The organism is Jeotgalibacillus sp. ET6 (assembly GCF_029667115.1).
Lineage (GTDB): Bacteria > Bacillota > Bacilli > Bacillales > Jeotgalibacillaceae > Jeotgalibacillus.
Map to the genome: position 1 here is coordinate 834596 of NZ_JARUIU010000001.1, position 23445 is coordinate 858040.

Below are 23445 nucleotides of genomic sequence, written 5' to 3' on the forward strand. Positions count from 1 at the left end.
TGTCTTCCTATTGATCCGGTTCTTTTTTTTGCGGCAATTCCCACGCCATTTCCACTACACGTAAAGATGCCCGGGCCTGATCAAGCTCTGATCCGCCGGCAGTTTCCCCTAGAGCGGTCATGGACGCAAACAAATCCTGAAGAAGTTCACTTTCCGGAGGAGAAGCAATAAGTTCATTAATTGCGTCCTGATTGAGATCCTGAGCCAAAATACTTTGTGTAATAGCAGCTGCAGATGTCACCCATTGGGCATCCTTCCCGCTGAGTTGAAGCTCTGATTCTCCACTTGACACCTGCTTCACGTACAATGGAAGCTGTTCTGTCTGATACTTGTCTGCAATTGCTTGGGCTGAAGATTCATCGGATGCTGCACCTACCCACAAAGCAATAAATTCTTCATTTGAAGTTTGAATAACAGGCATTTCAGCGGTTATTGCACGAAAATTCGTTTCAGCCGATGCCGCTTCCTTGAAAACACCTGCTTGTACAACCCACATTGACAGCTCCGGCAGTTGAACCGCCTCCCCTGCACTCGCAGCTTCTGCAGCCACAGGATTTGCCTGCTCAGTCAGGGCAGTCTGATTCACCCGTTCCGGATCAATAACGGTGAAAGCAATCGTTGCAAACACCGTTGAAACAATTGCCGCGAAAATGATCGGTCTTCCTTTTTTAATAAAACCTTTTAAAGAAGAGACTCCTTTCCCTACTTTTTTCTTTGTTAATTTGGGCAAATAAATTACGGCATTTTGACTCGGCTGATTTTCAATCGGTTGTTCATCTTTTTTTGGGTTGTGCTGGCTCGGCTCCAAATGCATCCTCCTCATGTCCTGTTTGTTCATCAGCCTATCACGGACAAGCCAAAAAAGAACAAGACTCGTGTCGTCCTGTTCCTGAAAAATAGTGACATGATTCGATTAATAAAAGAGAAGGTTGAAATAAAGGTCGATCAGATCCTGTCCCCAAAAATACGTAATAATGGAAGCAGCCGCAATTGACGGCCCAAATGGAACAGGCTCTTTTCTGTTTTTACTTTTCCAGACGATCCCCGCAATCCCTGCGATCGTTCCAATGAATGTTGCGAGAAAAAAAGACAAGAGAGTCAGTTTTACACCAAGCACCAATCCAATGACAGCGTACAACTTAATATCTCCGCCTCCCATGCCCCCTTTTGACACGATGGCAATCAACAGCAGCAGAGTAAACCCGACACCTGCCCCTAAATAAGCATTCCACCAGGGGGAAAGAGGCTCCACTACTCTGACTGCAAGAAGAGCTGTTCCAAAAAAAAGCAGGATTTTGTCAGGAATAATCATATAAGCTAAATCAGATACGGTTATGATGACGAGCAGTGAAATAAATAAAATGGCTGCCGCGAATTCAAGCGAAAATTGGTGCACCCAAAATGCATAAGCAAATAATATCCCCGTCAGCATCTCCATGGCCGGATATAAGACAGAAATTCGTGACCTGCATTTTGAGCAGGATCCTTTTAAAAATAGGTATGACAGAACGGGTATCAATTCAAACCATTTTAACTGATGTTGGCATTTAGGACAGCTGGAGCCGGGAAAAACAATGGACTTCTTTTCCGGAAGCCTTAGTCCGACCACATTATAAAAAGAACCTAAAATAGTTCCATAGAAAAATAAAACACTAGTATATACTATCGTCATTGCAATCGAGCACTCCTCATCGACCAGCGTTCAGCTTATTCCATCCTGACAATTCTATCCCGCGACAATAAAGAAAAAGAAAGGCCTTCACCATTCGAATCCCCGCAGATTTCATGTGTATATCCTTTTAAGCAGATCGAAAGCGGCTCATTGTTTTTATAGCTGATGAAGGTTGTATTATCATCCTCAAAAAAGTCGCCTGTATAAGGATCCTTCACCCTTTCAAACAGTCCTTCCCCAACCAGATCACTGTATGTAACGCGCTCTGTTTCTTTCTTTCCTATCTGATGGTGATAGGAATACTGTCGTGCCGCTTCTTCTAAGGAATGAGCCGTGGCAAGAAAGGAATCGTGCCTCGAAATCATAATAGTTGTCTGCATCATCGCCGCCCCTATACTAAATAGAATTCCTGCAATGACAACGACCGCCAGCACTTCAATGAGTGTAAAGCCATTTTCCTTCCTCATAACGACTCGTCTTCTTCCTCCTGTTCTTCAGGGAACGTTGAAAGAGGCGTTTTCTTTTGAGCAGGGGCAGGAGAATCAATAGATGGAAGGTCCTCAATTAATTCATTTAATGCAGGATAGTAATACGCTCCAATTGTAAGGGAAAAAGACAGCGTCTCAGCAGAGTCATTCAGCGAAATAACCTCCCCCGTATCGTTAAAGCCAATCTGCTCCACTTCCATAATACGCGGGAGTTCTTCGATTACAGTTAAAAACCGCTGTAGTTCAAAGTATGTTGGAGACTGGACGGTTAGACTCACCATAACCTTGTGCAGACCCTCCGGGATAAGCGCGAGTTCCTCGGGACTTACGGCCGGAACCGCTGCCGCCTCCTCTTCAGGTTCATCCAGCGGGTTTTCCATTTGAGGCTCTGACTCAGGCTGTAAAGAGGTAGGCGATATTTCTGTTTCCGTAATGGCAATAGATTCAATAAAACTGTTCGATAAGAGTTCCGCTTTCTCAAGATCAAGGATCAGCTGCTCGGTTAAAGGTTTAACTGGAATTTGCGTCTGCAAGGAAGCGCTGTCCGTTAATATCTCTTCAGCCGGGCTCTCAATCTGTGTATCAAGCAAGGCGGAGACGAGCGCCTCCTCATTTTCAACCAGCATTTTCTGTTCGTTAATCTCACTGTTTACCGGGTGTAACCAGTTTAAATATAAAAAGAGCGGAATGAAAAAAGCCGCTGCGCCAAGCAAAAGGGTAATCAGAAAGGGACGGCTAAATTGATTATTCATCTGCCTCTTCCTCCATCCCTATAGTTTCCGAAAGTTCAATTGTATATTGAGCTACATATCGCGGAAGCACAGCTCCTTCATCATCGCTGGCAGCAGCTGTTTCAAGTGACTGAATTTCTGACGTTGTGATGCTTGATACTGATGCGTTTGCCACCCATTCTGACTGTTGTAATTCAGAGAGGTAGAAAGCCGCTTCTCTGCTTGAATCAAATTGAACACTCAGCACAATAATTCCCGACTCATTGTATTGAAAGGATTGAAAAAACCCTCTTTCAGGCAAGCGTTCCGTAAAATGATCCAGTATCGGCACCGTATCAATCGGGTAGGTTTTCATAAACTCGATCGCCATCTCAAGCTGTTCAACAGAACCTGTGCCTGCATTTGCAGTTTGCTGCTGTTCTAGTATTTCTCTTTCCTGAACCACCTGGCTGTAAGCCGCTTCTGTACGGTTCAGCTCCTGGGATTTAGTATAGTGGAGGACAGTAATAAAAACGGTGGAAACGACTAAAAAAGCAGCAAGAGGTCCGACAACCCAGAGCTGAAGCCGCTGCCGGCGTTGTTTTTTCGGCAGAAGATTGATTGAGATCTGCTTCATGCCTCCACCTCTTTTAAGCCAAGCCCTGTCGCGATTTCAAATTGATCCGGAAGCATTTCCAGGTCATCCTCAGAATACTCAGGCTGAAATGGATATTGAAATTCCAATGTCAATTCCTGCTTCAGTCCTTCTGCAAAAGCATCCAGATCAGGCCAGTCTCCACTTACATAAACCCGGCTGATCTCCCCGCTTCCCTGATGAATGGAGTAGCGGTAAAAACTCAGGATCTTTGAAATTTCACTATATAATTCACCGTAGGCTTCTTCTCCCCGATCTTCTTCAAATGCAATAGGACGCATAAAATATGGATAGCCCTGATGAAAAATGGAAATTGTCAGCTGCCGTTGGTCAAACCGTAAAATCAGCAGATGATCTTCTTCTTCAATCTCACTGTAACGTTCATAATACCGATATAGGGCTAATGGAGAAATATCGGCTGTAACCGGTTCAAGCCCAGCCTTTTCAAGCAGGTCCCGATAGCTCTTTACAACGTCTTCAGGCGACGCGAAAATCAGCAGATCTTTCCCGCTTTCAGTCGGCAGCTTCACAAAATCAAAAACAGGCTCTTCAAAAGGAAGCTGTATGCGATTTCCAAGCTCCATATACAAATAGCCCTGTATTTCCTGCTGGGACAAGTTTTCCTTTAATTCAATCTGCCGGATAATGACAAACGGATCCGGCACAATAAATTGCACTTTCTTATGCTTGATTTTCCAATCAGCCACACACTGCTCCACGATGGATTCCAGCAAGGGCAGGTCAACAATTTTCCCTTTTTCAATCACACCTTCCGGAAGAGGGGTGTGAAATGTGTGCTTCGCCTCAAGCGGACTGATCGATTTAAATTCGATCATGCGGATCGCGCTTTCAGTAAACACCATATGGACAAGCTGGTTTGATCGCTTAAACAATGATTTGAGCATGAGATGTAACTCCTTTGTTGGAAAATCTGGCATAGTGACTGCAATTTATGAGGGTTATAAGAATAGTAGAAACAGGAGAAATGCCGGCTGGCTTTTCTCCCAAATTTACTTTCTAAGAATTATCTACTACAGAATCTCTATCTAAATCAGCTTCAGCCGCATTAATATTTCTTTCGTCTCCAACTAGAACCACTGAGTATTCAACCTGATTAGATGTAGCGTTTTTAGTAGCCTCTACATAAGAACCATCTGGAGCAGTGGTTGCTATTGTAGCAGTGCCTTTATCATACCCATCAGTTTGTTCATCAGGATCTACTAATTCTTCTATATATCCCTCTTCTTCTAAATAAGCAAGCGGAATAAATACATCTCCAGTTGTAGGTAATAGTGTGCTATCACCCGCCAATGCTATTTTCGCCGAACTAATCATCTGTTGAGCATTAGCAACGTGAGCGTCTTTACGGGTGTTGTCGATAATTCCTCCGATGGCAGGGATGGCGATTGCAGCAATGATTCCAAGGATAACGACAACAGCTAAAAGCTCAATCAGTGTAAGCCCCTTTTCGTTTTTGAGCATTTTCTTCATTTTCTTAAACATTTTATAGCCTCCATTTCAATTATTGTATCTTTTATACTACTTTATACTACCATAAATGAACAATGAAAAAATACCTATTTTACAAAATTTTAAAAATTTTGCACATCGTTGAATATTTCAAACATCGGCACCATGATCGATGTTACGATTGTTCCTACCATGCCTGCTAATACAACAATCATGATCGGCTCGATCAAGGATTTTAGCTGTTCAGTAGCGTTGTCAACTTCCTTTTCATAGAAGTCCGCAACCTTTCCAAGCATTGAGTCCAAAGCACCTGTTTGTTCTCCGATCTGAATCATCTGAGAAATAAGAGGAGGAAAGGCCCAATGGTTTTTCATCGGTTCTGTAAGTGAATTTCCTTTTTCAAGCGATTCTCTTGATTGCTTAACCACTCTTGCCATCACTTCGTTTTCGACGATGGATTCTGCAATCGTCAGTGCCTGCAGGATCGGAACTGAGCTTGAGAATAAAGAGCTCATGGAACGGGTTAATCGGGCGAGCACCGCTTTTTGAATTAATTTTCCAAAAAGCGGAATTTTAAGGACAGCATAATCAAAATGATATTTAGTGGACGGATGCTTTTTCAAAACTGAAATTAACGCAGCGAGACCGATCATTCCAGCCACGATTAAATACCACCAGCTGACCATAAACCCACTCGCGTTTAAAACAAATTGAGTGATCAGCGGAAGCTCGCCGCCGAAGTCAGCAAACATTGTGACAAAAGTTGGAACAACGGAGGTTAATAGAAAGATCACGACCCCAATGGCGACAAGTCCAACGACAATGGGGTAGGATAGCGCTGACTGGATTTTCTTTCTTGTGTTGTACTGCTTTTCATAGTGGTCGCCCAGTCTTTCCAGTGTCTCATCCAGGTTACCTGTTGCTTCTCCCGCCCGAATCATATTGATAAAAAAAGGTTCAAAAATGCGATTAAACTTAGCACTTGAATCGGAAAGTGTATTTCCTTCCCTTAGTTCAAGTTCGATGGCAGAAAGCGCTTTTTTCAGTGCTTTGCTTTCCGTTTGCTTCGACAGGATCGCTGTTGCATCAACGACAGTCACACCTGCCTTTAAAAGAGTGGAGAACTGACGGACAAAAATAACCAGATGCTGAAGCTTTACGGGGTTGCCGAATGCAAGATCTTTATTTAGCAGCGTCTCCTGCTGTTCCTGGATATCGAGCACACGAATGCCATCTACTGCAAGCTGTTGAATAGCTTCTTTTCGTGTGACAGCTGTAATGATCCCCTTTTTTTGCCCGTATTTTGTTTTGCCTTCGTATTTAAAGCGAGCCATTTACTCCGCTCCTTACATATAAGGTTTTGCCGTTTCCAATGTGATTTTCTCTTTTTGGTATAATTCATTAACACTCGATTGGATCAGCTGCATCCCCTGCGCCATCGAGGTTTGAATCACAGAAGGCAGCTGGTGAATTTTTTCCGTCCGGATTAAATTGGCTACAGCTGAATTGTTTAGCATAATCTCAACAGCAGCGACTCTCCCCTTTTTTTGAGCAAGCGGAAGGAGACGCTGGGAAATGACCGCCTTCAGGACAGATGCAAGCTGAATTCGCACCTGAGGCTGCTGGTCAGCTGGAAATACGTCAATAATTCGTTCAACAGTAGAAGCTGCACTGGATGTATGCAGCGTAGCCAGAACCAAATGGCCGGTTTCTGCTGCGGTAATAGCTGTGTGGATGGTTTCAAGATCACGCATTTCTCCTACTAAAATAATGTCAGGATCCTGGCGCAGGGAGCTTCGAAGGCCATTTGAAAATGATTTTGTGTCATAGCCGACTTCCCGCTGGTCAATTAAGCACCCGCCGTGACTGTGTAGGTATTCAATCGGATCTTCCAAGGTAATAATATGTTTTTTCATGGTGTCATTCATGAATTGAATCATAGAAGCAAGTGTGGTGGACTTGCCGCTTCCGGTTGGCCCTGTCACTAAAATAAGCCCCTGGGAAAGCCGGCAGATGTCCTGTATCACAACGGGAAGCTGAAGACTTTGAAGAGTTGGAATGGAGGACGGAATCACACGAATCGCCATAGAAATACAATTTCTTTGATGATACGCATTAATCCGGAAGCGCGACACTCCGGGGAGTCCATACGAAAAATCAAGCTCCCCGTTTTCTTCAAACTGCTCCCATTTTCCTTTTGGAAAAATGGCTTTGGCCATATTTTCTGTGTGGTCACCGGTCAGTTTTTCTTTCCCCAATCTTTTCAGACTTCCATCAATGCGAAGGACAGGCGGCGATCCAACCGTTAGGTGCAGATCAGAGGCATTTAATTCAAAGGCGGATTTTAAAAGATATTGGATTTGCTCTTTCATGTTCTATCTCCTATTCCATTGCGACGCGCAGAATTTCTTCTGTCGTGGTGATCCCCTGTTTTACTTTTAACAGACCGTCATCAAGTAAAAAAATCGTTTTATTTTTAATGGCAATTTCACGAAGCTTGGAAAACGCATCATTGTTTAAAATAACCCTTCTCATTTCTTCATCAATTTCAAGGACTTCATGAATCGCAATCCGCCCTTTATATCCGGTCATATTGCAGGAAGCACAGCCGCTGCCTTTTGTGACGGTTTCGAGGGTGAGGCCCCGTTTAGCAAAAATCTCTTTTTCCCGTTGAGAAGGCTGCATTTTTTCAGCACAGTCCCGGCAAACTTTCCGGACAAGCCGCTGAGCAACCACTCCGCTCAATGAAGAAGCGATAAGAAATGGCTCAACATCCATATCAAAAAGCCTCGTGATGGTGCTTAGTGAATCATTTGTATGGATGGTCGACAGCACGAGATGCCCGGTTAAGGAAGCACGTATCGCAACCTCTGCTGTTTCCTGATCCCGTATTTCTCCCACCATGATGATATTGGGATCCTGACGCAAAATCGCCCGCAGTCCCGCAGCAAACGTCAGTCCCACATTGGAGTTTACCTGTATTTGATTTATTCCTTCCATTTGATACTCAACAGGGTCTTCAACCGTAATAATGTTGACGTCTTCGCTGTTTAATTTATTCAGCGCTGCATACAATGTGGATGATTTACCCGATCCGGTTGGTCCCGTAATCAGGACGATGCCTGTCGGTTTATCAATCATGGATGTGAAGCGCTTAAGATTTAACGGGTTAAAACCGAGTGTATGCAAATCATTTAATGAACTGCTGAGATCCAAGATACGAAGCACAAGCTTTTCTCCATAAACGGTTGGAAGCGTGGATACCCTTAAATCGATCGGCTTATAATCCACATTTATTTTAATCCTTCCATCCTGCGGTACGCGCTGCTCTGTAATATCCATATTGGCAAGTATTTTTATACGCGCCGTCAGCATGCCCTGAATATGCTTCGGGAGAATTCGTTCGGTCCTGAGTACACCATCCACTCTGATTCGGAACAGGACCTTTGTTTCCTGCGGATCAATATGAATATCACTTGCTTTCTGAGAGGTTGCAGAGGATAAAAGCTGGTTCACCAGGCGGATAATCGGGGATTCCATATCCGTCAGATCCTGATTGTTTATTTCCTGTTTGTCCTCAAGCTTGAGCTCCTCAAAGCCCTCTTCAGTTTCGTAATATTTATTAATCGATCGGATGATATCGTCTTTCGTTGAAATGACAGGCTTTATATTGAAGCCTGTAGACAGCCGCAGATCTTCAATAATGAAATAGTCCATTGGATCTGCCATAGCAACGTAAAGTTTGTCACCCTCTTTTTTCAAAGGGATGATTAAGTTGCGCTGCGCCTGTTCCTTTTGTATGAGCGTAAAGAGATTTGTGTCTATTGGGTAGCGATACAAGCTGACCTGCTCAATACCCAGCTGAATCTCAAGTACTTCAATAAGCTGCTGTTCGGTGATAAACCCCCGTTCAAGAAGGGCATCACCGAGTTTCATATGCTGCTGCTTTTCAGCAAGCGTGACGGTAAGCTGTTCAGATGTTAAAACCCCTGCTTCAATCAGCATATCTCCAAGCCGTTTCCGTTGCTGTATGGACATCATGACACCCCGATTTCAGTAGTAATCAGCTATTTATCTTCTTCGTTTTCATCTTTCTCAGACCCTTGAGGAGTTCCCTGATCAGATTCTTCTTCTTCGTATTCCTTTTGGTCTATTTCGGTTGGTACTTCGCCATCAGCCGGATCCGCTTGAGTTCCAGATGCAGAGGAGGCATCTGATGATTGTCCCTCCTCCGCATCTTCGCTTATATCTGTATTCTGTTCGTCATCTGAACCTGACCCATCTTCGGTGTTCTCACTGTCTACTGAAACTGAAGGAGAATCATCCTTTTCGATCCGGATTTCAGGGCGCTCAAGACTCTTGATTTCAACCCGGTGTACAGGCGGATAAAAATCTTCATACAGCAGGTTTTTTTCAACCTCTGCTCCCGCTGCGTCCAGCACCCGCTGATACACAGGAATCAAATAGCCATCGCTGCCCTCTTCTGAAATTCTGGTGACATTGGATTGAACAAAGGGACTGTACTGGTTAATAATTTTCGGTTTGATCGTTTGAATGTCACCTGTAACCGCCTCGTATGTATGAGAATGCTGCTGTCCTTTAATGCGTACATAAAGCGACTGCTGTACAATCTCCATTTCCATGGTGACCGGTGCTGATGAAGCATTCATGAACTGATAATCGCGGCTTGACTCTCTCTCCACTTTAGCTTCTTTTCCTCTTTCTGCCCAAGCAGGCAGGGATAGAGAGATTGAGCGCTCTGTTACCGTCAGCGGTGAATCGATAACGGCACCGTGGATAACACTTGCCAGCTGGGAGAATTCCTCATCGGTTAGAAACTCCTCACCATAAGCAGCTGCGAGAGAAAGGATGGAAAAAGTACCGCCGGATTCAATCGGCACTATTTTATGTTCTTCCACAAAAAGCTGCTGGTTGCCCGAGAGAGTAAAATCACCTGCTTCTTCTGCGATGATTGATTGCTCTTTGTCATCCGGCAGCAGAGCGGTTAAGGGAATCGTCACTGTTTCCTCAGAAAAAAGAATCTGTACATTTTTTTCAATTTCAAACTGAAGCTTTGCAGGATCCACCCACTCAGACGCAGGTACAGAAAGATCCTGTTCAATGCCGATTAAGATCTCTTGAATATCCAATTTAACCTTTAACGGGTTTGACTGATGATCCGAAGCTGCTTCAACTGACTCCTCAATCAGAAAATGAAGCAAAGACAATTCGACGGGGCTTGTTTGTTCGTTTTCTGCTATTTCTAAGGATGCCTGTTCTTTCCAGGTCTGAGTGTCATCAATAAGCGCAATGACCGCTTCATCCTTGCTCATGCCTCCCACATCTACTCCGCCTATTTGGGTATCCTCCTCAAAAACGCTCGTGCCGCCGGGCAAGCCGGGAAGAATTTTAGGACCAGCCTGTGAGGTTCCGTAAATTATGAAAAAGGAAAGAAATCCGGTAAGCAGTAATTTTACAATCTGGCTGTTCCCCATTCCCAACACCCACTTTCCATTAGTTTACTGAGGTAGCCAGTTTGGCAAATACGGCGGGTCCTTTGCGCTGAGCAAGCTCAATATCTGCTTTTGTCAGCTCACTGCCTGCATGCAAAATAGAAATTCCCTTGTCATCTTTCACATCGGTGGTTAATTTACGGCCCACCAACAAGCTGCTTTGCTTGTCTTTAATCTGTGAAAGCAGTGTAACACCTTCAGGCCCCTCTTCAGCTTCAGGAGCTTCTTCTTCAAAAAGAGAAGATTGAAATGAACTGTAGGCCGCTTCTTCAAGCACGATAATGTCTTTTCCGTACGTAATAACCATTTCCGCTTTCAGGTAGCCTCTTTGCTGTGCGGATTCTATTTCAAGATGCTCTATCAAGCCGCTGTCTTCATTGAAATAATAGTCTTTTATTTCTCCTATTAGTCTTCCTTTTTTACTCATTGCTTTTGTTTCTGTAATGGAAATTTTCCGGTTAAGCAATTGATTCGCTAATGGAATTTCATTTAAATCAATAATGGCGCTGCTTTGCTCAACTGTGACAGCGTATTCACCCAGTCCGATAATTTTTTTGAAAGGAATCGCCCGGACACTTGTCTGCCAGTCTTCGTGCTCAATTGCAATAAAGTCCACAGATCTTTTTTCAGGATTCACAACTATTGACTTAACTGTGCCAATTTCCAAACCGTCCGTGATAGAGATAACGGGTAGACCGATTAATTCTGTACTATTTTTCATAAATAACCACACCTATTCTTTTCATTTTTTAATCTATTATCCATTGACATGCGAGTGAGCGATAAATTCTCTGAACATCTTTATTTCCTCTGTTACTGCTCTGTACATGCTGAACTCATCAGCCATTTCTTCTGCAATTTGTCCCGCGTGGTTCATTTCCTTCTTTTCAATCAGAAATAGCAGGAAGTGGCGGTACAAAGCCAATTTTTGTTCCTGGGCAAGCGGCAGTTCGATGACGCTTCTGATTGACTCTTCATATTCAGAAGCAGAAAGCGAGGCCTGCATATAAGAAAATTGATCAAGAATGGTCTGGAACAATTCAGGATCAATAAATGCAGGCTGAGGTTTTGCTGCAAAGGTATCTTCAGAAGCTGGCTCAATTACTTCTTCAGAAAATACTTCCTGTGCTTCGCTTGCCGCTTCAACTACTGCTAAAGGCTCGGTATCCACTTCGTCAAAATTCTCCTCGTGCTGTTCAGACATCGTTTGTTCGAGTTCAGCATCAGGTGTTAAATCAGGCTCTGATTTTTCTGAAGAAAGATCATCCTTCCAATCAGTAATAACTTCTTCCTCTTTTTCAAGATTAATAGATTCTGCTTGTGCCACTTGAGGCTGATCACTTTCGTCTGCCTTGTTTTCTATAGAAAAGGTAAAGGAATGCAATAATTCTTCATTATTTTCAGCTGTAAGAGAGAGACTATCTTCCTCCACCTCTGCTTTTTCATAAGCTGCGGCAGTTTCGGCTGATACAGCTGCTTCAAGCCATGAACGGTTAAAAACAGATTCATCCATTTCCTCATCTGGGTTTTCAGCGGGCTCTATTGTATTATCGTCTTCATCCTGCAAATCATTGAGCATTATTTTATTTCTTGTATCCAAAAAGGAAGCTACTTCGTCCTCTTCTTCTGCTTCCGTTTCCGGCTCATCATAATATTCAATTTTTTCTTCTGCGTTATCCTGAATTTCTTCATCCAGAACTGAGTTTTCATCTGGTTTGTTTTCCGGTTCTTCGATTACTATGTCTTCACCGGCGGCTGGATTCAATTCTTCTTCTTCCTCTTCAGCCTTTTCTGCTTCAGGAGCAGGAGCTAAGAACCAGTCCAGCTCACTTTTACTAAGCTCTTCCGTTTCGTATGATTCTTTTATCCCCGTGTTTTCTTCCGGAACTTCGTCGTAATCCTTATACCCTTTTGGAGCGTAAGGCCCAGCAGGAATGGGTTCAGAAAAAGAAAATACATCCTGATCCTCCTCCTCTTCTTTAAAAATCCCCGCCGCTGCACGAGGCAGCAGTATAGCAGCCGTAATCGTAAGCATGGCGCCGATCAGCACACTTTGAAGGGTATTTAAAAAAGGCTGCAGAGCAATCGCAGCAAACGCTGATAATAGTGCTGCTCCAGCAAGCAGCAATCTGCCTGCAACAGAAAAACCAATAGGAATAAAATACAGTACAGGGATTAACAGTAACATGCCGATAGCAGCAAAAATATATGAAGCCATTACTTCACTCCTAAAAGATAGAATTAGTACTTATGATTTATATATAAAATATTGTATAATAAAGCTAACTAAATTGAAAGAAGTGAAAATCATTGAAAATAGAACTTTTTTCAAATAATAAAGCGTTCTCACTGCTTGAAGTACTGGTATCTATCACCTTACTGAATATAATTGTTTTTTCTTTACTGACTTTCTTTTTAAATTCCTACCAATTCACATTCTCTAATCAGGACAATACGGTCGGCGTAAATGTAGCTAAAAATGTCGTTACATACATCGAAAATCAGGACTTTCAGCATGTAAGGGATTATTTTTCCCAGCAAGGCTCATCGGAATTGGAGTTGACCATTGATTCCTGCAGCACTGTGATTAACGGTTCTTTATTATTTGACCAGGAAGAGATATGCCGTTCCAATTTCAGCCCGGTTATTAATAATCAGACTTATTCCGTACTGGTTACACTTACTGAATTTGAGGGCTCGAATGAACAAGAAACAGAAGAAATGAAAAGCGAATTAATTCCCATCGAAGCTTCTGTTCAATGGGAAAGAAAACGCATGGAGGAAGTATTGGTAAGAGGAGTGCTGAGAAATGAATAGGTTGAACAATAAAGGGATGACACTTGTAGAACTGCTCACAGGATTGGCCGTATCTTCCATCTTCATCGTGTCCATTTATGGAGTGTTTATTTCCGGCTACAGCCTTTATGAAAAAACGTCTGCATTAGGAAATGCGCGGGATGAGACAGACTATATTGCCACGATGATTTTAAATGAAATGTCTGAACAGAAACCTGATTTTGTAGAACCTTATTCAAACGGCAACCAAAAGGGTGTAAAGCTGATCCGGTTATCCGACAAGGAAGTTGAAAGCTATTTAATACGCCAGCCTGATACTTCTGATGATACTTATATCTACTTTGAAGAAAACAAAATCTGGATTGACACCATTACAAAAGAAGAAAAAGAAACGTATGGAAGTGCGATTGCTGCAGGTGATGAGCCGGAGCTTGTACTTGAGGGGGAAACTATTCAAATTTTAACCGCCTCAGATCAAAGCTTTCTCCAGATGCGTTGTTCATCCCAAGCGTGCAATGGGCGTGAATCAAACGGAATCATTGAACTTGAGCTTGCTATTTTGCCTCAAAACGAACGGGTGGCGGAACGTATGAATCCTGTAACATTGCAATCAAGTTTTGGTTTTTAAGAAGGAGGGATTTCATTGAAAAAAGAAGACGGCTACACTCTACTGACGGTGATGCTGATTATACTGGTATTCACTACGCTTGGAGCAGCCATTCTAACAGCGACAATAGGCGGGGCGAAAAGAACGGAGATCAGAGAAGAAACCATCGTTCAGGATTCTGAAGCAATAAAATCAATTGAAGAAGGCGTGGCAGTTTTAAAAAACAGAATTCAGCAATTCCCATTTTCTCCGCCGGGGCCATTTTATCAAAACGAACTTGATACAATGATTTCATCTCATTTAACCCAGCACCCTACTCTAGAGATTTCGGATGCTTCCTCCGGGCATTCCCTCGATCCGGAGACAGAATATACGAGAGTTTACGAGGTAAGCAGCAAAGGATACAAGCAGAATTTTTCTAAAACGATTTATATCACAGCCATGCCCGGTTTTTTAAAGTATGGAGCCGGGGCCAGAGATACATTGAGCCTGCATGGGGGAATGTACATTGATGGAGACATCTATGCTGACAAACAGTTGTTTATTTCTGACGAAGCAAAATACAAATATGATGGAAACAGTAAAACGATAGTAAGCTACTTCCCAACTGTAGAAAAAAACTCCCAATTGATTTTAAATGGGGTTGCGGCCAGCTGCAAAAGCAGTCCTGCCTCTCCATGCTTTGATTCAGCTTTAAACAGATCCGTCCACTGGCTGCCGAAAACAGCCGATCAAATGATCAGTGATGCATTTAGCGTACAAGCTCCTGTCTTAGGCTCAGACGGCGGCTATATTGATGTCAAACTGCTTCCCACTGTTACATCCAAATTAAAAGAAATGGATTCGTCTTTTACAGAGCAGCAGATTGAGATCCTTGCTGCCGGCGGGGATCTGCTTACCATAAAGGGCCAGGAGACTGTCGGGCGGACGCTTACGAAAAATGAATATCAGAACCAGCTGACATCAGATACCGTGCTGCATGAAGAAAATGTGATCGGCGGGCTTGAGCCTGATAAGAATCATTTGTTTTTGAAAGACTCCTACCTCAATACCGACTCTGTAACCCTTAACAATGATAAATGGATAGTTGTCATGGGTGATCTTATCCTTGAAAGCGCTGCTCAGGAGGAGGCACTCATTCAGGCTAATATGATTGTATTTGGGGACGTGATGATCAGAGGGGATCATCAAATGGATTCAGTTATGTATGTATTAGGTACAACCAATATCTTTAATGCTAATATTAAAAAAGTAAACGGCGATGGAGAGCTTATTTTAATGAGCAGAGGAAGACTCGATATTGCCCTGTTAAACTCTTTCAGCAATCCGGAAAGCTTTAATGAATTTCCCAATCAGCTGAATGCTTTTCTTTACACAGATGAAGATGCTGAGATTTATTCTGTCGGATCATATGTCTATGTAGAGGGCGGAATCTTCAGTAAAGGCTCTCTTGAATTTAACAGTTTCAGAGGAGATACGGTTCAGGGAGCAGATGATATTTTATTTTCACTGGCAGACCCGGAAAATGAAGGCGAGGATTACTATAGCAAATCCCGCTTATTTATCCGAAATGATCAGCGTCTTTTTATAGATAAACAGCAGGCTCTCCCGGCAGTAGAAAAACTGGATGTTATAGAGGAGCCTTATAGGAAAATTAATTAAATTGCTGTATACCCAATTATCAGGAATATATGAACAGCCAAAAAGCCCTGGAGCACTACTCCAGGGCTTTTACTTTTCTACAAGTTCAATAATAGTTTCATTTTCCCATTTTCGGGCTAAGGTGGCAGCTGTATCCCCGTCCTGATTTACTATGGACAAATCAGCTCCAGAATCAATTAATTCCTCCACGATAGACTCAAACCCAAAATCTACTGCAAACATAATAGGCGTCCATCCCATTGAATTTGGTTTATTAATATCTTCAACATTTTTTAACAGGAGGACCCATCCCGGCTGTCCTGATTTTACTGCTAAAGACAGCGGGGTTTCCATATCTGCATTTGCAGTACCCCTTGTATATTGAGCTGATTCAAAATAAAATCCTGTTTGATCAGCCGGATATTTAACGGCTGCGTGAAAGGTCGTTTCCCCGTGGTCATTAATCGCATGAGGATCTACACCTTTTTCAAGAAGCCATAGTATAGTCGGTTTATGCTGATTCCGGATGGCTTCAAATAAGAGGTTTTCACCGTTTTCAGCCTGAAAAAGGACAATCTCGGGCTCTTCTTGTGCCATATCCTTCAGCAATTCAAACATAGAATCGTTTAAGCTGTTTTCTTCTCCAAGTGCAGGGTCCACCATCGCTTGAAGAGCCGTTCGTGAAAAATGCGGTTCTACATCAGCCCCCTCATTCAGTAACATTCTGGCAATCTCGACCGCATTAATTTCAATGGATACTTCCAGCGCGGTTTGATCCATTTCATTTTTAGCGTTTGGCGACATGCCGCTGTCCAGCAGCGCTTTCACTTTTTCTTTATCTTTGTCATAGATGGACTCAAAGAAGACAGACGGTTCACTTTCCCCTTTGAAATTTTGAACCTGCATATAGCGAATTCCGCTGGCCGCTGCTAGTACAACAAAGAGTGCCGCCAGTGTTATCAGTATCTTTTTTTTCATTTGTTCACCTCATTTTATAAAAGAGAAAAGGACCGATTTCTCAGTCCTATACAATTTTAATAGCGGTCGTCTCCATTTTCATTGTCTTCATCATCCGTATCTTCTTCTCTTACATGCACAAGAATCGTATCTTTGTATTCGTTCCCTGACTTATCTTTAACAGTTACTTCTACCAAACTGCCTTCCCCTATTCTTTTTCCAAATACAGAGCCATTCGGTTCAACAAGAATAAATGGGTTGTCAGCTGCCATATCTTTATAAACAATACTCTCAACTGTAGAAGCATCAGCAGGGTTCAGGATGAGGTTTCCTGAAAGTGAATAAGTATCCCCTTTTGAAATAACAATATAGTCCTGATCAAACCCTGCGCTGGTAAGCGGTGAATGCACGGTTACCTTTATTTCTTCAGTCACCCCGCTTGGAGCCTGAAGAAGTATAGTGGTAGTTCCCGGACGCATTCCAAGTATTACACCAGGAGAGACAACCTGCACAATCGGAGGATCCGTAGAGGTCCATGCAACGGTTGAGGCATCCCCATACTCCGGCAAAACGGTTAATTCAAAGTCACTGAACGTTTCAAATTTATTGATTGTCACTTCTTTCGGATTCACCATGATTTTTTCTATTTCCCGGCTTTTTACCGTGACGAGCGCCTCTGCTTCCACAATGGTTCCATTTTCATTTATCCCTCTGGCAACCACTCTGGTTGAACCCGGTTTTATTCCCGTTATTTTTTTTGAGGCCGTATTTACGGATGCAATACGGTCATTTTGGAATATAATTTCCACACTTCCAGATGCATCTTCAGGATTCACTTTAAGAGGTAAATCAATCGTTTCTCCTGCAAAAAGTTCCATGCTCTCAAGCGAAATGGTTTCAATCGGAACACGTACGGTCACAGTAGCTGTTCTAGTAACCTGGTTTCCAAAAACATCTCTGACTGTGACTGTGATCTGGGCCGATCCTTTTCCCGCAGCCTTTATCACTCCATTTTGAGAAATGCTGACGATTGATTCATTACTCGAAGACCATTTTATCTCCTGAACCGCTGCGTTAGAAGGCGAATACGCAAAATCGCCTGAAGCGCTTAAATTACGTTCGAGTCCTTTGTCCAGAACGATTGATGGTGTCAGCTTCACTTCATTCACTGCATAAGCTGCTGACAGCGAAAGCCGATTAAATTCAGCTTTTTTCTCTTCAAGGAAAAAGTCCTTGTATGTTAAGCCTGCCTGCTGTAAAAGATAGGTTTTGTTTTGTTCTGCACGAATTTTCAGAGTTAAATTAACCGGCTTAGCTGTATAGGTTTTGTCGTCTTTCGTTTCGTACACTATATTTTTCATTTTTCCTTCTACTGTTATGCCGGTCTCTTTAGTGCCGGATTTTTTGAAGCCCTGGGGCACTTCCACTACGTCAATTCCAGGTGGAAATGTCTCGCGAAAGGTCAGATTTGACAACGTCTGGTCTCCTTCACCTGCAGAAGAACTGCGATTAATCTCTTTTGGTGTGATGTTGTATTTGACTGCAATTACATCTTTGGCTGCCTCGTACATGGATTTTTCTGGTTCAAACGACCTTGCCACTTCGAGCAAGTCTTCACTTTTTAAAATTTCAAGTGTGACATATTGAATAGATTCTGCACCTTCCTGATCCTTTGCTGTAATTTTTATTTCTACAGCGCCTCCATCTTTCAGGCCATGGTCCAGCTGCAAATTAAATGCTTTTCCATTTAAGCTGTCCTTTTCTTCATATTGCAGTTTATTATTTACATAAACTTTCACATCATTAGTAGTAGAAGTAAGATCGAAGTCTTCTACTTTAAATGATAAAGGAATTTTTTGATTAGATGGAATGGTTTCGTTGTTTTCAGGCGACAGCACGGTGATAACAGGTGCATGATTGGAACCTGCAAACGCACGGTACATGGTATTTACAAAAAGGCGCTGCTCTGAGTCCGGGAAATTTGAAGAGGTATGTCCTGTTCCTGAATACGTAATATTGCCTTTGGAATACGTATAGTAATGATTCCAGCTGTCGTTTGTATCCCTTGCGCTTCCTGTGATGTTGTACCAGGGAATCACGTTCGGATCTTCTAAATCCAGCGTATAGTACTGATTATGTGTAGTTTGAATACCTACATTTTCAGGCAAGTCAAACGGAAAAGTTGTGACAAGCCCTTCATTCACTTTTTTTGTCGTTTTAGACTGATTCGGAGCATTAAGTCCTAAATTGGTCTCAGGATCCTTTTGCCCGGTTGTGGTTTTGAAATTATTCACCCATACGTTATTTCGGTTAAAAATCGTATCATGAGTAAATAAAATGCTTTGCTTTGAATCAATGAATTTTTTTAATGAGTTTACAGCACCCTGGCTTAAATTGGAGGTGTTGTACGTATCCGCAAAACCGAAAATCACCATATCATACTTCCCATTGATAAGTTCATGTGAATAAAGCCGGCTGTTTTGGGAAGACCCTACACCAGAATTAAAAACGGAAAAATCTGTCGCATCAATGGAGATTGCGTATTGCTTATCTTTAGTGAGATAGCTCTGATTCATGTTATTTGAATTTTTTAAAGAACTGTTGCTGCTCTTGAATACCTGCAGTACATTTATTTGAATCGGTTCATCTTCGAATAAAAATTGTCCGATTTCATAATCTTTTAAAATAGTATTATTTTTAACTTCAATTAGTTCAAGCTTCCAGGTACGGACTCCGGAATAGCCAAGGGGAAGTTCGTACGTGAGTGAAGGTGTTTGAGAAGATACATTGACTTCTTTAACAATTTCAGAGGATTGAAATTGATCATTGAAGTCTCTGTCGATGTATAATCTGAGTTTCATTGATCGGCTCGAAGCGGAGGATGGAGCATCAATATTTAAGTCAAATTGAACCGTTTCTCCACGCTTATATGCTTCAAGTGAATTGTAGGAAATAGGTTTGGGCTTTGAAGTTAATGTAAAAGAAGGCTTTTGCTGAAAGTCATTGCTCATAAGCTGTTCAAAGTCTTTACCCAGATTGGCCGAGTCTGCCTTCTTATAATAGATCACTGAAGGCTGCTGCAAACTGCCAAGCCGCTTTTGAAGGATGGCTCCATTGTTCACACTGTCTTTATGAATGAACAGAGGCTGACCCTTATTTACAAAGGTTTCAATCAGTTCGTCTGCCTTAAGATTTGTTATATCGTTCTGTACGGATGAAGTATTATGATTCCGGCCATTTACTCCTGCAGGATTATAAAATCCTTCTCCTATAATGACCATATCGTATTTACCATCAATTTCTTCACGCAAAGCCACAAAGCGCTTCATTGCCATTGTTTCGATTTGAATATCGTATCCATTATATTGAAAAGAACTTTCCGTTGTCAGACTGGTTAATGTAGTCTGTCCATCCGGAGTAATTTCAAGCACTTGTAATTTTTGAAGAGTTGATTCTGCTTGTAAAGGGGTGGGGGGAGCTGAAAAAGCAGACGTGAATATTACGATTAAAGCAATGGTAAACAGCAGTACTTTTCTCATGCGTCTATCCTCCTTTAGTTCTAGTACCTTCATCATAGCATATTGCAGATGAAATGGAGAATATTTTTTACGCACCTGCTGCTACCCGGTTTCTTCCCGCTCTTTTTGCCCCGATATAAAGTGCACGATCTGCATTCCTCATTAAATTTTGAGCATCATCTGTATCTTCCGGTGCTGTTGAAACCCCAATGCTCACCGTCATCTTTACATCAATCGCTTCCCTATTATCACTTAATTCATGTGACGTTTGAAAAACAGTTTCCTCCACAGTCTTTCGTATATTTTCTGCTATTATGAGTGCTTCCTCTTTCGAAACATCGCAAAGCAGAACGACGAACTCTTCTCCGCCATACCTCGCAACCACTCCTTTGTCCCCTACAAGTGTGTAGAGAGTTGAAGCAAGGGCACGCAGCAATTCATTGCCGCTTTGATGGCCATACGTATCGTTAATTTTCTTGAAATGATCAATATCGACCAGCAGTAAGGACAGTTCCTCCAAACCGCCATTATCCAGCTGAGAGAATTCAAGTCCAAGCCTCTCATCAAAATAGCGGTAATTATATAACCCTGTTAAGGCACACCGTTCACTTCTCGTAATGGTTTTTTGATGATTCCTAGCATTTTGAATTGCAACTGCAAAATACGAACACAAAAGATCCACGATTGGAACTAAATGTGGACGGTACGCATTTTTTCGTTTGGAGGCTACGAGCAGCACGGCCACGGTTTTATTATTCCGTTTGATCGGCACAGAGAGAATGCTTTCAGTGTCCCGGGGCATATACCCCTCGACCTTTTCGTTCCATTCAATTTTCTTATTATAAAGAACAGATTCTTCGCTGACCCATACATTTCCGCTTATCCCTTCACCTTTTAATACAGGGGCAAGATTATTAAATTCAATTTTTTCATTTTCATATCTGCGCAGCAGCTTCAGCTTCTGTTCCTTCTCTTCCACATCAAGTATGTACGCATAGTCCACCGGCATAAGCTCTGTTAATTTCTTGACAAATAAGTCCAGGACCTCATTTACTTCAAGCTGTGCTGCGAGCTGATGGCCAATTTTCCCCGCTTTCCCGAGATCTTCATTTACCTGTTCTGAATTGTTATACAATCTCAGCACAATGGCTACTGCCAAAAATGGCAAACCCAAATAAAAAACCGCTGCTAAACCGACCTCGTTTAACAAAAAGTAAAAAGCGAGTCCATATGGCATGCTTAATAAAGTGGCCAGATAATCAAACAATGTGTCCCTCGAGAAAAAAGGGAAGCCGTTTTTCACAATTAAACTGAAAAAATATAAATAGAAGTGATTAAAAACGATGTGAATGACTATATATAGGCCAGCTCCGACTGTAATTCTCCATAATGAATCCTCCGTTACGGAAAAATTATAATAATAATAGGTTAATCCAGCAATTATACTAATCATCAGCATCATAGTTGAATTTAAAGCGTAGCGGTAGGACGTATTCCACGTCATCCCTGACTTTAGCAGGAGAGGAATTAAAACAATCTGCATCAATATTAATTCAAAGAATAGACCATATGTTAAAAATGCAGCAAGATTAATCCAGTGAATAATGAAAATAGTCGTGCTGTCTACTGTAAAAGGCAGAAAAGAAAAAATGATTGCTAGAGCAATCAAGCTTAACGGAATCCATAAGGAATCAAAAGAAGGAGGATCTATCTGATAGGAGTAATAAAGACCAGCTGGGAAAACGCAGATCCAAATAAGCCATAAAGCCCATTTTATTTTGCCAGTAACTCCTTCCATCCTTCACCAACTCCACCTTCATAAGATAATAGTCACAATATACGCATAATATTACCAAATTTTACTGCCAAAGTCACTTTATATTTTTCATTCTAATCTGTTTTTTTATCTCCTGTGCAATGGAAGATAAGTAATATAGAGAACCCGTAATAATGTAAACATCGTCACTTTTGCACTCTAAAGCCTCTTCAATCCATTCTAATGAATTCTTTTTACTGCTCTTTTTATGAGCTGACAGTTTAAACAGGTCTTCTTCTGAAGCAGCTCTTGGCATGTCAAACGTATCAAAAGAAATTGTTTCTGCCGACTCTTCCAGTTGTTCAATCATGCTCTTTAAATCCTTATCTCCTACAGCAGCAAAAAGATAATGAATATTCCGATCAGAGAATTTTCGTTTAACCGTTTTTAAAAGAGCTTCAACTCCCTCTTTGTTATGAGCGCCGTCCATCATAATCAGCGGGCTTTGAGATAAAATCTCCGTTCTGCCAGGCCAATACGCTTTTTCAAGAGCAGTCTGCAAGGTTTGGGCAGTTAAAACGAATGCCAGCTCTTTTTGAAGAAGGTGGCTTGCAAAGATCGCGAGGCCAGCGTTTTCTGCCTGGTGCTCCCCCGTCATATCCATTTGCACCGGCACCAGCCGTAAAGAATCCTGATAAATAAACTTTTCTCCTACTTTATCTGATTTCTCTACATGCACAGAAAAATCAATTCCGGATTCAAAAATAGGAGACTGCTGGTTTTCTGCCGTTTTCTTAATCACCGCACTTGCTTCGTCATTTTTCACATTCACAATCACAGGCACGCCCCGTTTAATGATCCCAGCTTTTTCAAAAGCAATTTTTTCATATGAATCACCAAGAATTGCTACATGATCAAGCCCGATCGAGGTGATGATGGAACAAAGAGGCTCAACGATATTCGTTGAATCCAGCCGTCCACCCAGTCCTACTTCAATCAGAACTGCGTCAACGGTACGGTACTCTCCGAAATAAAGAAACATCATAGCCGTAATAACTTCAAATTCCGTAGGACCCCCTAACTCGGTTTCTTCTAATCGGTCTGCAAGAGGCTTGATTTTTTTAGCCAGCATCAGCCATTCCTCATCCGTTATCGGCTTTCCATCAACAGCGATCCGCTCATTAAAAGTTTCAAAATATGGAGAGGTAAAGGTTCCTGTTTTCTTTCCTGCACCACTCAATATGGACCTCAGGAATGTGACAGTTGATCCCTTGCCGTTTGTCCCTCCGACGTGGACCGCTTGAATGTTTTTCTGTGGATTTCCCAGTTCCTTCATCATCCACTCCATTCTGGCAAGTCCTGGTTTAATTCCAAGTCGCAATCGTCCGTGAATCCACTCAATCGCTTCTTCATATGAATTCATTCTTTCCATCGTCCTTTCTATTAAAAAAGCGAGCCTGGGACAAAAGTGTCTCAAGCTCTTTGACTGGTTCGCTGCGCTTTAAGGCGGGCGCTTTCCACAGGGACGGCGCTGAGCCTTTCCAGAGCCTTGCCCTGAAACCCTCAGTTTGCCGTCAAATCCTGCTGGAGTCGCCGCATTCCGCTCCGCTCACCTCATACTATTGATCATTATTTATTAGTTAAACTGTTATAAATTTTGTT

Annotated in this window: 20 protein-coding genes; 3 read left to right on the forward strand and 17 right to left on the reverse strand. The window is 42.2% G+C overall.

Annotated elements, in window-relative coordinates:
• Positions 1-7: 7 nt before the first annotated feature.
• The 13 genes from P6709_RS04270 to P6709_RS04330 all read right to left on the reverse strand — a co-directional run bounded on the left by P6709_RS04270 (position 8) and on the right by P6709_RS04330 (position 12726).
• Positions 8-808: a hypothetical protein gene (locus P6709_RS04270; RefSeq protein ID WP_278239638.1), complete on the reverse strand. Its 801-nt coding sequence runs from the start codon at positions 806-808 to the stop codon at positions 8-10.
• Positions 809-913: 105 nt separating this feature from the next.
• Entirely contained in the window at positions 914-1672 is a 759-nt protein-coding gene (locus tag P6709_RS04275; protein ID WP_278239639.1) for a prepilin peptidase, read from the reverse strand.
• Positions 1673-1707: 35 nt separating this feature from the next.
• Entirely contained in the window at positions 1708-2139 is a 432-nt protein-coding gene (locus P6709_RS04280; protein ID WP_278239640.1) for a type II secretion system protein, read from the reverse strand.
• Positions 2136-2912: a hypothetical protein gene (locus tag P6709_RS04285; RefSeq protein WP_278239641.1), complete on the reverse strand. Its 777-nt coding sequence runs from the start codon at positions 2910-2912 to the stop codon at positions 2136-2138. The genes P6709_RS04280 and P6709_RS04285 overlap by 4 nt, the downstream gene beginning before the upstream one ends.
• Positions 2905-3507, reverse strand: coding sequence for a PilN domain-containing protein (locus P6709_RS04290; RefSeq protein ID WP_278239642.1), 603 nt, complete (start codon positions 3505-3507; stop codon positions 2905-2907). Before P6709_RS04290 ends, P6709_RS04285 begins: the two co-directional genes overlap by 8 nt.
• Entirely contained in the window at positions 3504-4430 is a 927-nt protein-coding gene (pilM, locus tag P6709_RS04295) for a type IV pilus biogenesis protein PilM (protein WP_278239643.1), read from the reverse strand. Before pilM ends, P6709_RS04290 begins: the two co-directional genes overlap by 4 nt.
• Before the next feature lie 112 nt (positions 4431-4542).
• Entirely contained in the window at positions 4543-5028 is a 486-nt protein-coding gene (locus tag P6709_RS04300; protein ID WP_278239644.1) for a prepilin-type N-terminal cleavage/methylation domain-containing protein, read from the reverse strand.
• Positions 5029-5117: 89 nt separating this feature from the next.
• Positions 5118-6329 carry a type II secretion system F family protein gene (locus P6709_RS04305; protein ID WP_278239645.1) on the reverse strand — a complete coding sequence of 404 codons (1212 nt, stop codon included), beginning with the start codon at positions 6327-6329 and terminating at the stop codon, positions 5118-5120.
• 12 nt (positions 6330-6341) lie between these two features.
• On the reverse strand, positions 6342-7367 hold the full coding sequence (locus P6709_RS04310; RefSeq protein WP_278239646.1) for a type IV pilus twitching motility protein PilT: 1026 nt from the start codon (positions 7365-7367) through the stop codon (positions 6342-6344).
• A gap of 10 nt (positions 7368-7377) precedes the next feature.
• Positions 7378-9033 (reverse strand): GspE/PulE family protein, encoded by a 1656-nt coding sequence (locus P6709_RS04315; protein WP_278239647.1) that lies wholly within the window; start codon positions 9031-9033, stop codon positions 7378-7380.
• A 29-nt stretch (positions 9034-9062) separates the two neighbouring features.
• The gene (locus P6709_RS04320) at positions 9063-10490 is read right to left on the reverse strand and encodes a VanW family protein (protein ID WP_278239648.1); all 1428 of its coding nucleotides are present in this window, start codon (positions 10488-10490) and stop codon (positions 9063-9065) included.
• Between the two features lie 19 nt (positions 10491-10509).
• Positions 10510-11229 carry a PRC-barrel domain-containing protein gene (locus P6709_RS04325; RefSeq protein ID WP_278239649.1) on the reverse strand — a complete coding sequence of 240 codons (720 nt, stop codon included), beginning with the start codon at positions 11227-11229 and terminating at the stop codon, positions 10510-10512.
• 36 nt (positions 11230-11265) lie between these two features.
• The gene (locus tag P6709_RS04330; protein WP_278239650.1) at positions 11266-12726 is read right to left on the reverse strand and encodes a hypothetical protein; all 1461 of its coding nucleotides are present in this window, start codon (positions 12724-12726) and stop codon (positions 11266-11268) included.
• 92 nt (positions 12727-12818) lie between these two features.
• Here P6709_RS04330 and P6709_RS04335 point away from each other — a divergent pair, with 92 nt between their 5' ends.
• From P6709_RS04335 to P6709_RS04345, 3 genes are read left to right on the forward strand one after another with little or no spacing between them, the layout of a single operon-like run.
• A complete protein-coding gene (locus P6709_RS04335; RefSeq protein ID WP_278239651.1) occupies positions 12819-13325 on the forward strand; it encodes a type IV pilus modification PilV family protein in 507 nt (168 codons plus the stop codon).
• Positions 13318-13932 (forward strand): PilW family protein, encoded by a 615-nt coding sequence (locus P6709_RS04340; RefSeq protein ID WP_278239652.1) that lies wholly within the window; start codon positions 13318-13320, stop codon positions 13930-13932. Before P6709_RS04335 ends, P6709_RS04340 begins: the two co-directional genes overlap by 8 nt.
• 15 nt (positions 13933-13947) lie before the next feature.
• Positions 13948-15573, forward strand: a complete 1626-nt coding sequence (locus tag P6709_RS04345; protein WP_278239653.1) for a hypothetical protein — start codon at positions 13948-13950, stop codon at positions 15571-15573.
• A gap of 69 nt (positions 15574-15642) precedes the next feature.
• Here the strand turns inward: P6709_RS04345 and P6709_RS04350 are convergent, their stop codons facing one another.
• The 4 genes from P6709_RS04350 to P6709_RS04365 form a co-directional block, all read right to left on the reverse strand.
• The gene (locus tag P6709_RS04350) at positions 15643-16530 is read right to left on the reverse strand and encodes an ankyrin repeat domain-containing protein (RefSeq protein WP_278239654.1); all 888 of its coding nucleotides are present in this window, start codon (positions 16528-16530) and stop codon (positions 15643-15645) included.
• A gap of 56 nt (positions 16531-16586) precedes the next feature.
• Complete coding sequence (locus P6709_RS04355; protein WP_278239655.1) at positions 16587-20048, reverse strand: DUF5057 domain-containing protein; 3462 nt, start codon at positions 20046-20048, stop codon at positions 16587-16589.
• Positions 20049-20115: 67 nt separating this feature from the next.
• The gene (locus P6709_RS04360) at positions 20116-21825 is read right to left on the reverse strand and encodes a sensor domain-containing diguanylate cyclase (RefSeq protein ID WP_278239656.1); all 1710 of its coding nucleotides are present in this window, start codon (positions 21823-21825) and stop codon (positions 20116-20118) included.
• A 73-nt stretch (positions 21826-21898) separates the two neighbouring features.
• A complete protein-coding gene (locus P6709_RS04365; RefSeq protein ID WP_278239657.1) occupies positions 21899-23206 on the reverse strand; it encodes a bifunctional folylpolyglutamate synthase/dihydrofolate synthase in 1308 nt (435 codons plus the stop codon).
• Between the last annotated feature and the right edge of the window lie 239 nt (positions 23207-23445).

What these genes read in the sequence shown, in the direction of transcription:
- P6709_RS04275 (WP_278239639.1), bottom strand. Translation starts at nt 1,672, where the DNA reads ATGACGATAGTATATACTAGTGTTTTATTTTTCTATGGAACTATTTTA.
- P6709_RS04280 (WP_278239640.1), bottom strand. Translation starts at nt 2,139, where the DNA reads ATGAGGAAGGAAAATGGCTTTACACTCATTGAAGTGCTGGCGGTCGTT.
- P6709_RS04285 (WP_278239641.1), bottom strand. Translation starts at nt 2,912, where the DNA reads ATGAATAATCAATTTAGCCGTCCCTTTCTGATTACCCTTTTGCTTGGC.
- P6709_RS04290 (WP_278239642.1), bottom strand. Translation starts at nt 3,507, where the DNA reads ATGAAGCAGATCTCAATCAATCTTCTGCCGAAAAAACAACGCCGGCAG.
- pilM (WP_278239643.1), bottom strand. Translation starts at nt 4,430, where the DNA reads ATGCTCAAATCATTGTTTAAGCGATCAAACCAGCTTGTCCATATGGTG.
- P6709_RS04300 (WP_278239644.1), bottom strand. Translation starts at nt 5,028, where the DNA reads ATGTTTAAGAAAATGAAGAAAATGCTCAAAAACGAAAAGGGGCTTACA.
- P6709_RS04305 (WP_278239645.1), bottom strand. Translation starts at nt 6,329, where the DNA reads ATGGCTCGCTTTAAATACGAAGGCAAAACAAAATACGGGCAAAAAAAG.
- P6709_RS04310 (WP_278239646.1), bottom strand. Translation starts at nt 7,367, where the DNA reads ATGAAAGAGCAAATCCAATATCTTTTAAAATCCGCCTTTGAATTAAAT.
- P6709_RS04315 (WP_278239647.1), bottom strand. Translation starts at nt 9,033, where the DNA reads ATGTCCATACAGCAACGGAAACGGCTTGGAGATATGCTGATTGAAGCA.
- P6709_RS04320 (WP_278239648.1), bottom strand. Translation starts at nt 10,490, where the DNA reads ATGGGGAACAGCCAGATTGTAAAATTACTGCTTACCGGATTTCTTTCC.
- P6709_RS04325 (WP_278239649.1), bottom strand. Translation starts at nt 11,229, where the DNA reads ATGAAAAATAGTACAGAATTAATCGGTCTACCCGTTATCTCTATCACG.
- P6709_RS04330 (WP_278239650.1), bottom strand. Translation starts at nt 12,726, where the DNA reads ATGGCTTCATATATTTTTGCTGCTATCGGCATGTTACTGTTAATCCCT.
- P6709_RS04340 (WP_278239652.1), top strand. Translation starts at nt 13,318, where the DNA reads ATGAATAGGTTGAACAATAAAGGGATGACACTTGTAGAACTGCTCACA.
- P6709_RS04350 (WP_278239654.1), bottom strand. Translation starts at nt 16,530, where the DNA reads ATGAAAAAAAAGATACTGATAACACTGGCGGCACTCTTTGTTGTACTA.
- P6709_RS04355 (WP_278239655.1), bottom strand. Translation starts at nt 20,048, where the DNA reads ATGAGAAAAGTACTGCTGTTTACCATTGCTTTAATCGTAATATTCACG.
- P6709_RS04360 (WP_278239656.1), bottom strand. Translation starts at nt 21,825, where the DNA reads ATGGAAGGAGTTACTGGCAAAATAAAATGGGCTTTATGGCTTATTTGG.
- P6709_RS04365 (WP_278239657.1), bottom strand. Translation starts at nt 23,206, where the DNA reads ATGAATTCATATGAAGAAGCGATTGAGTGGATTCACGGACGATTGCGA.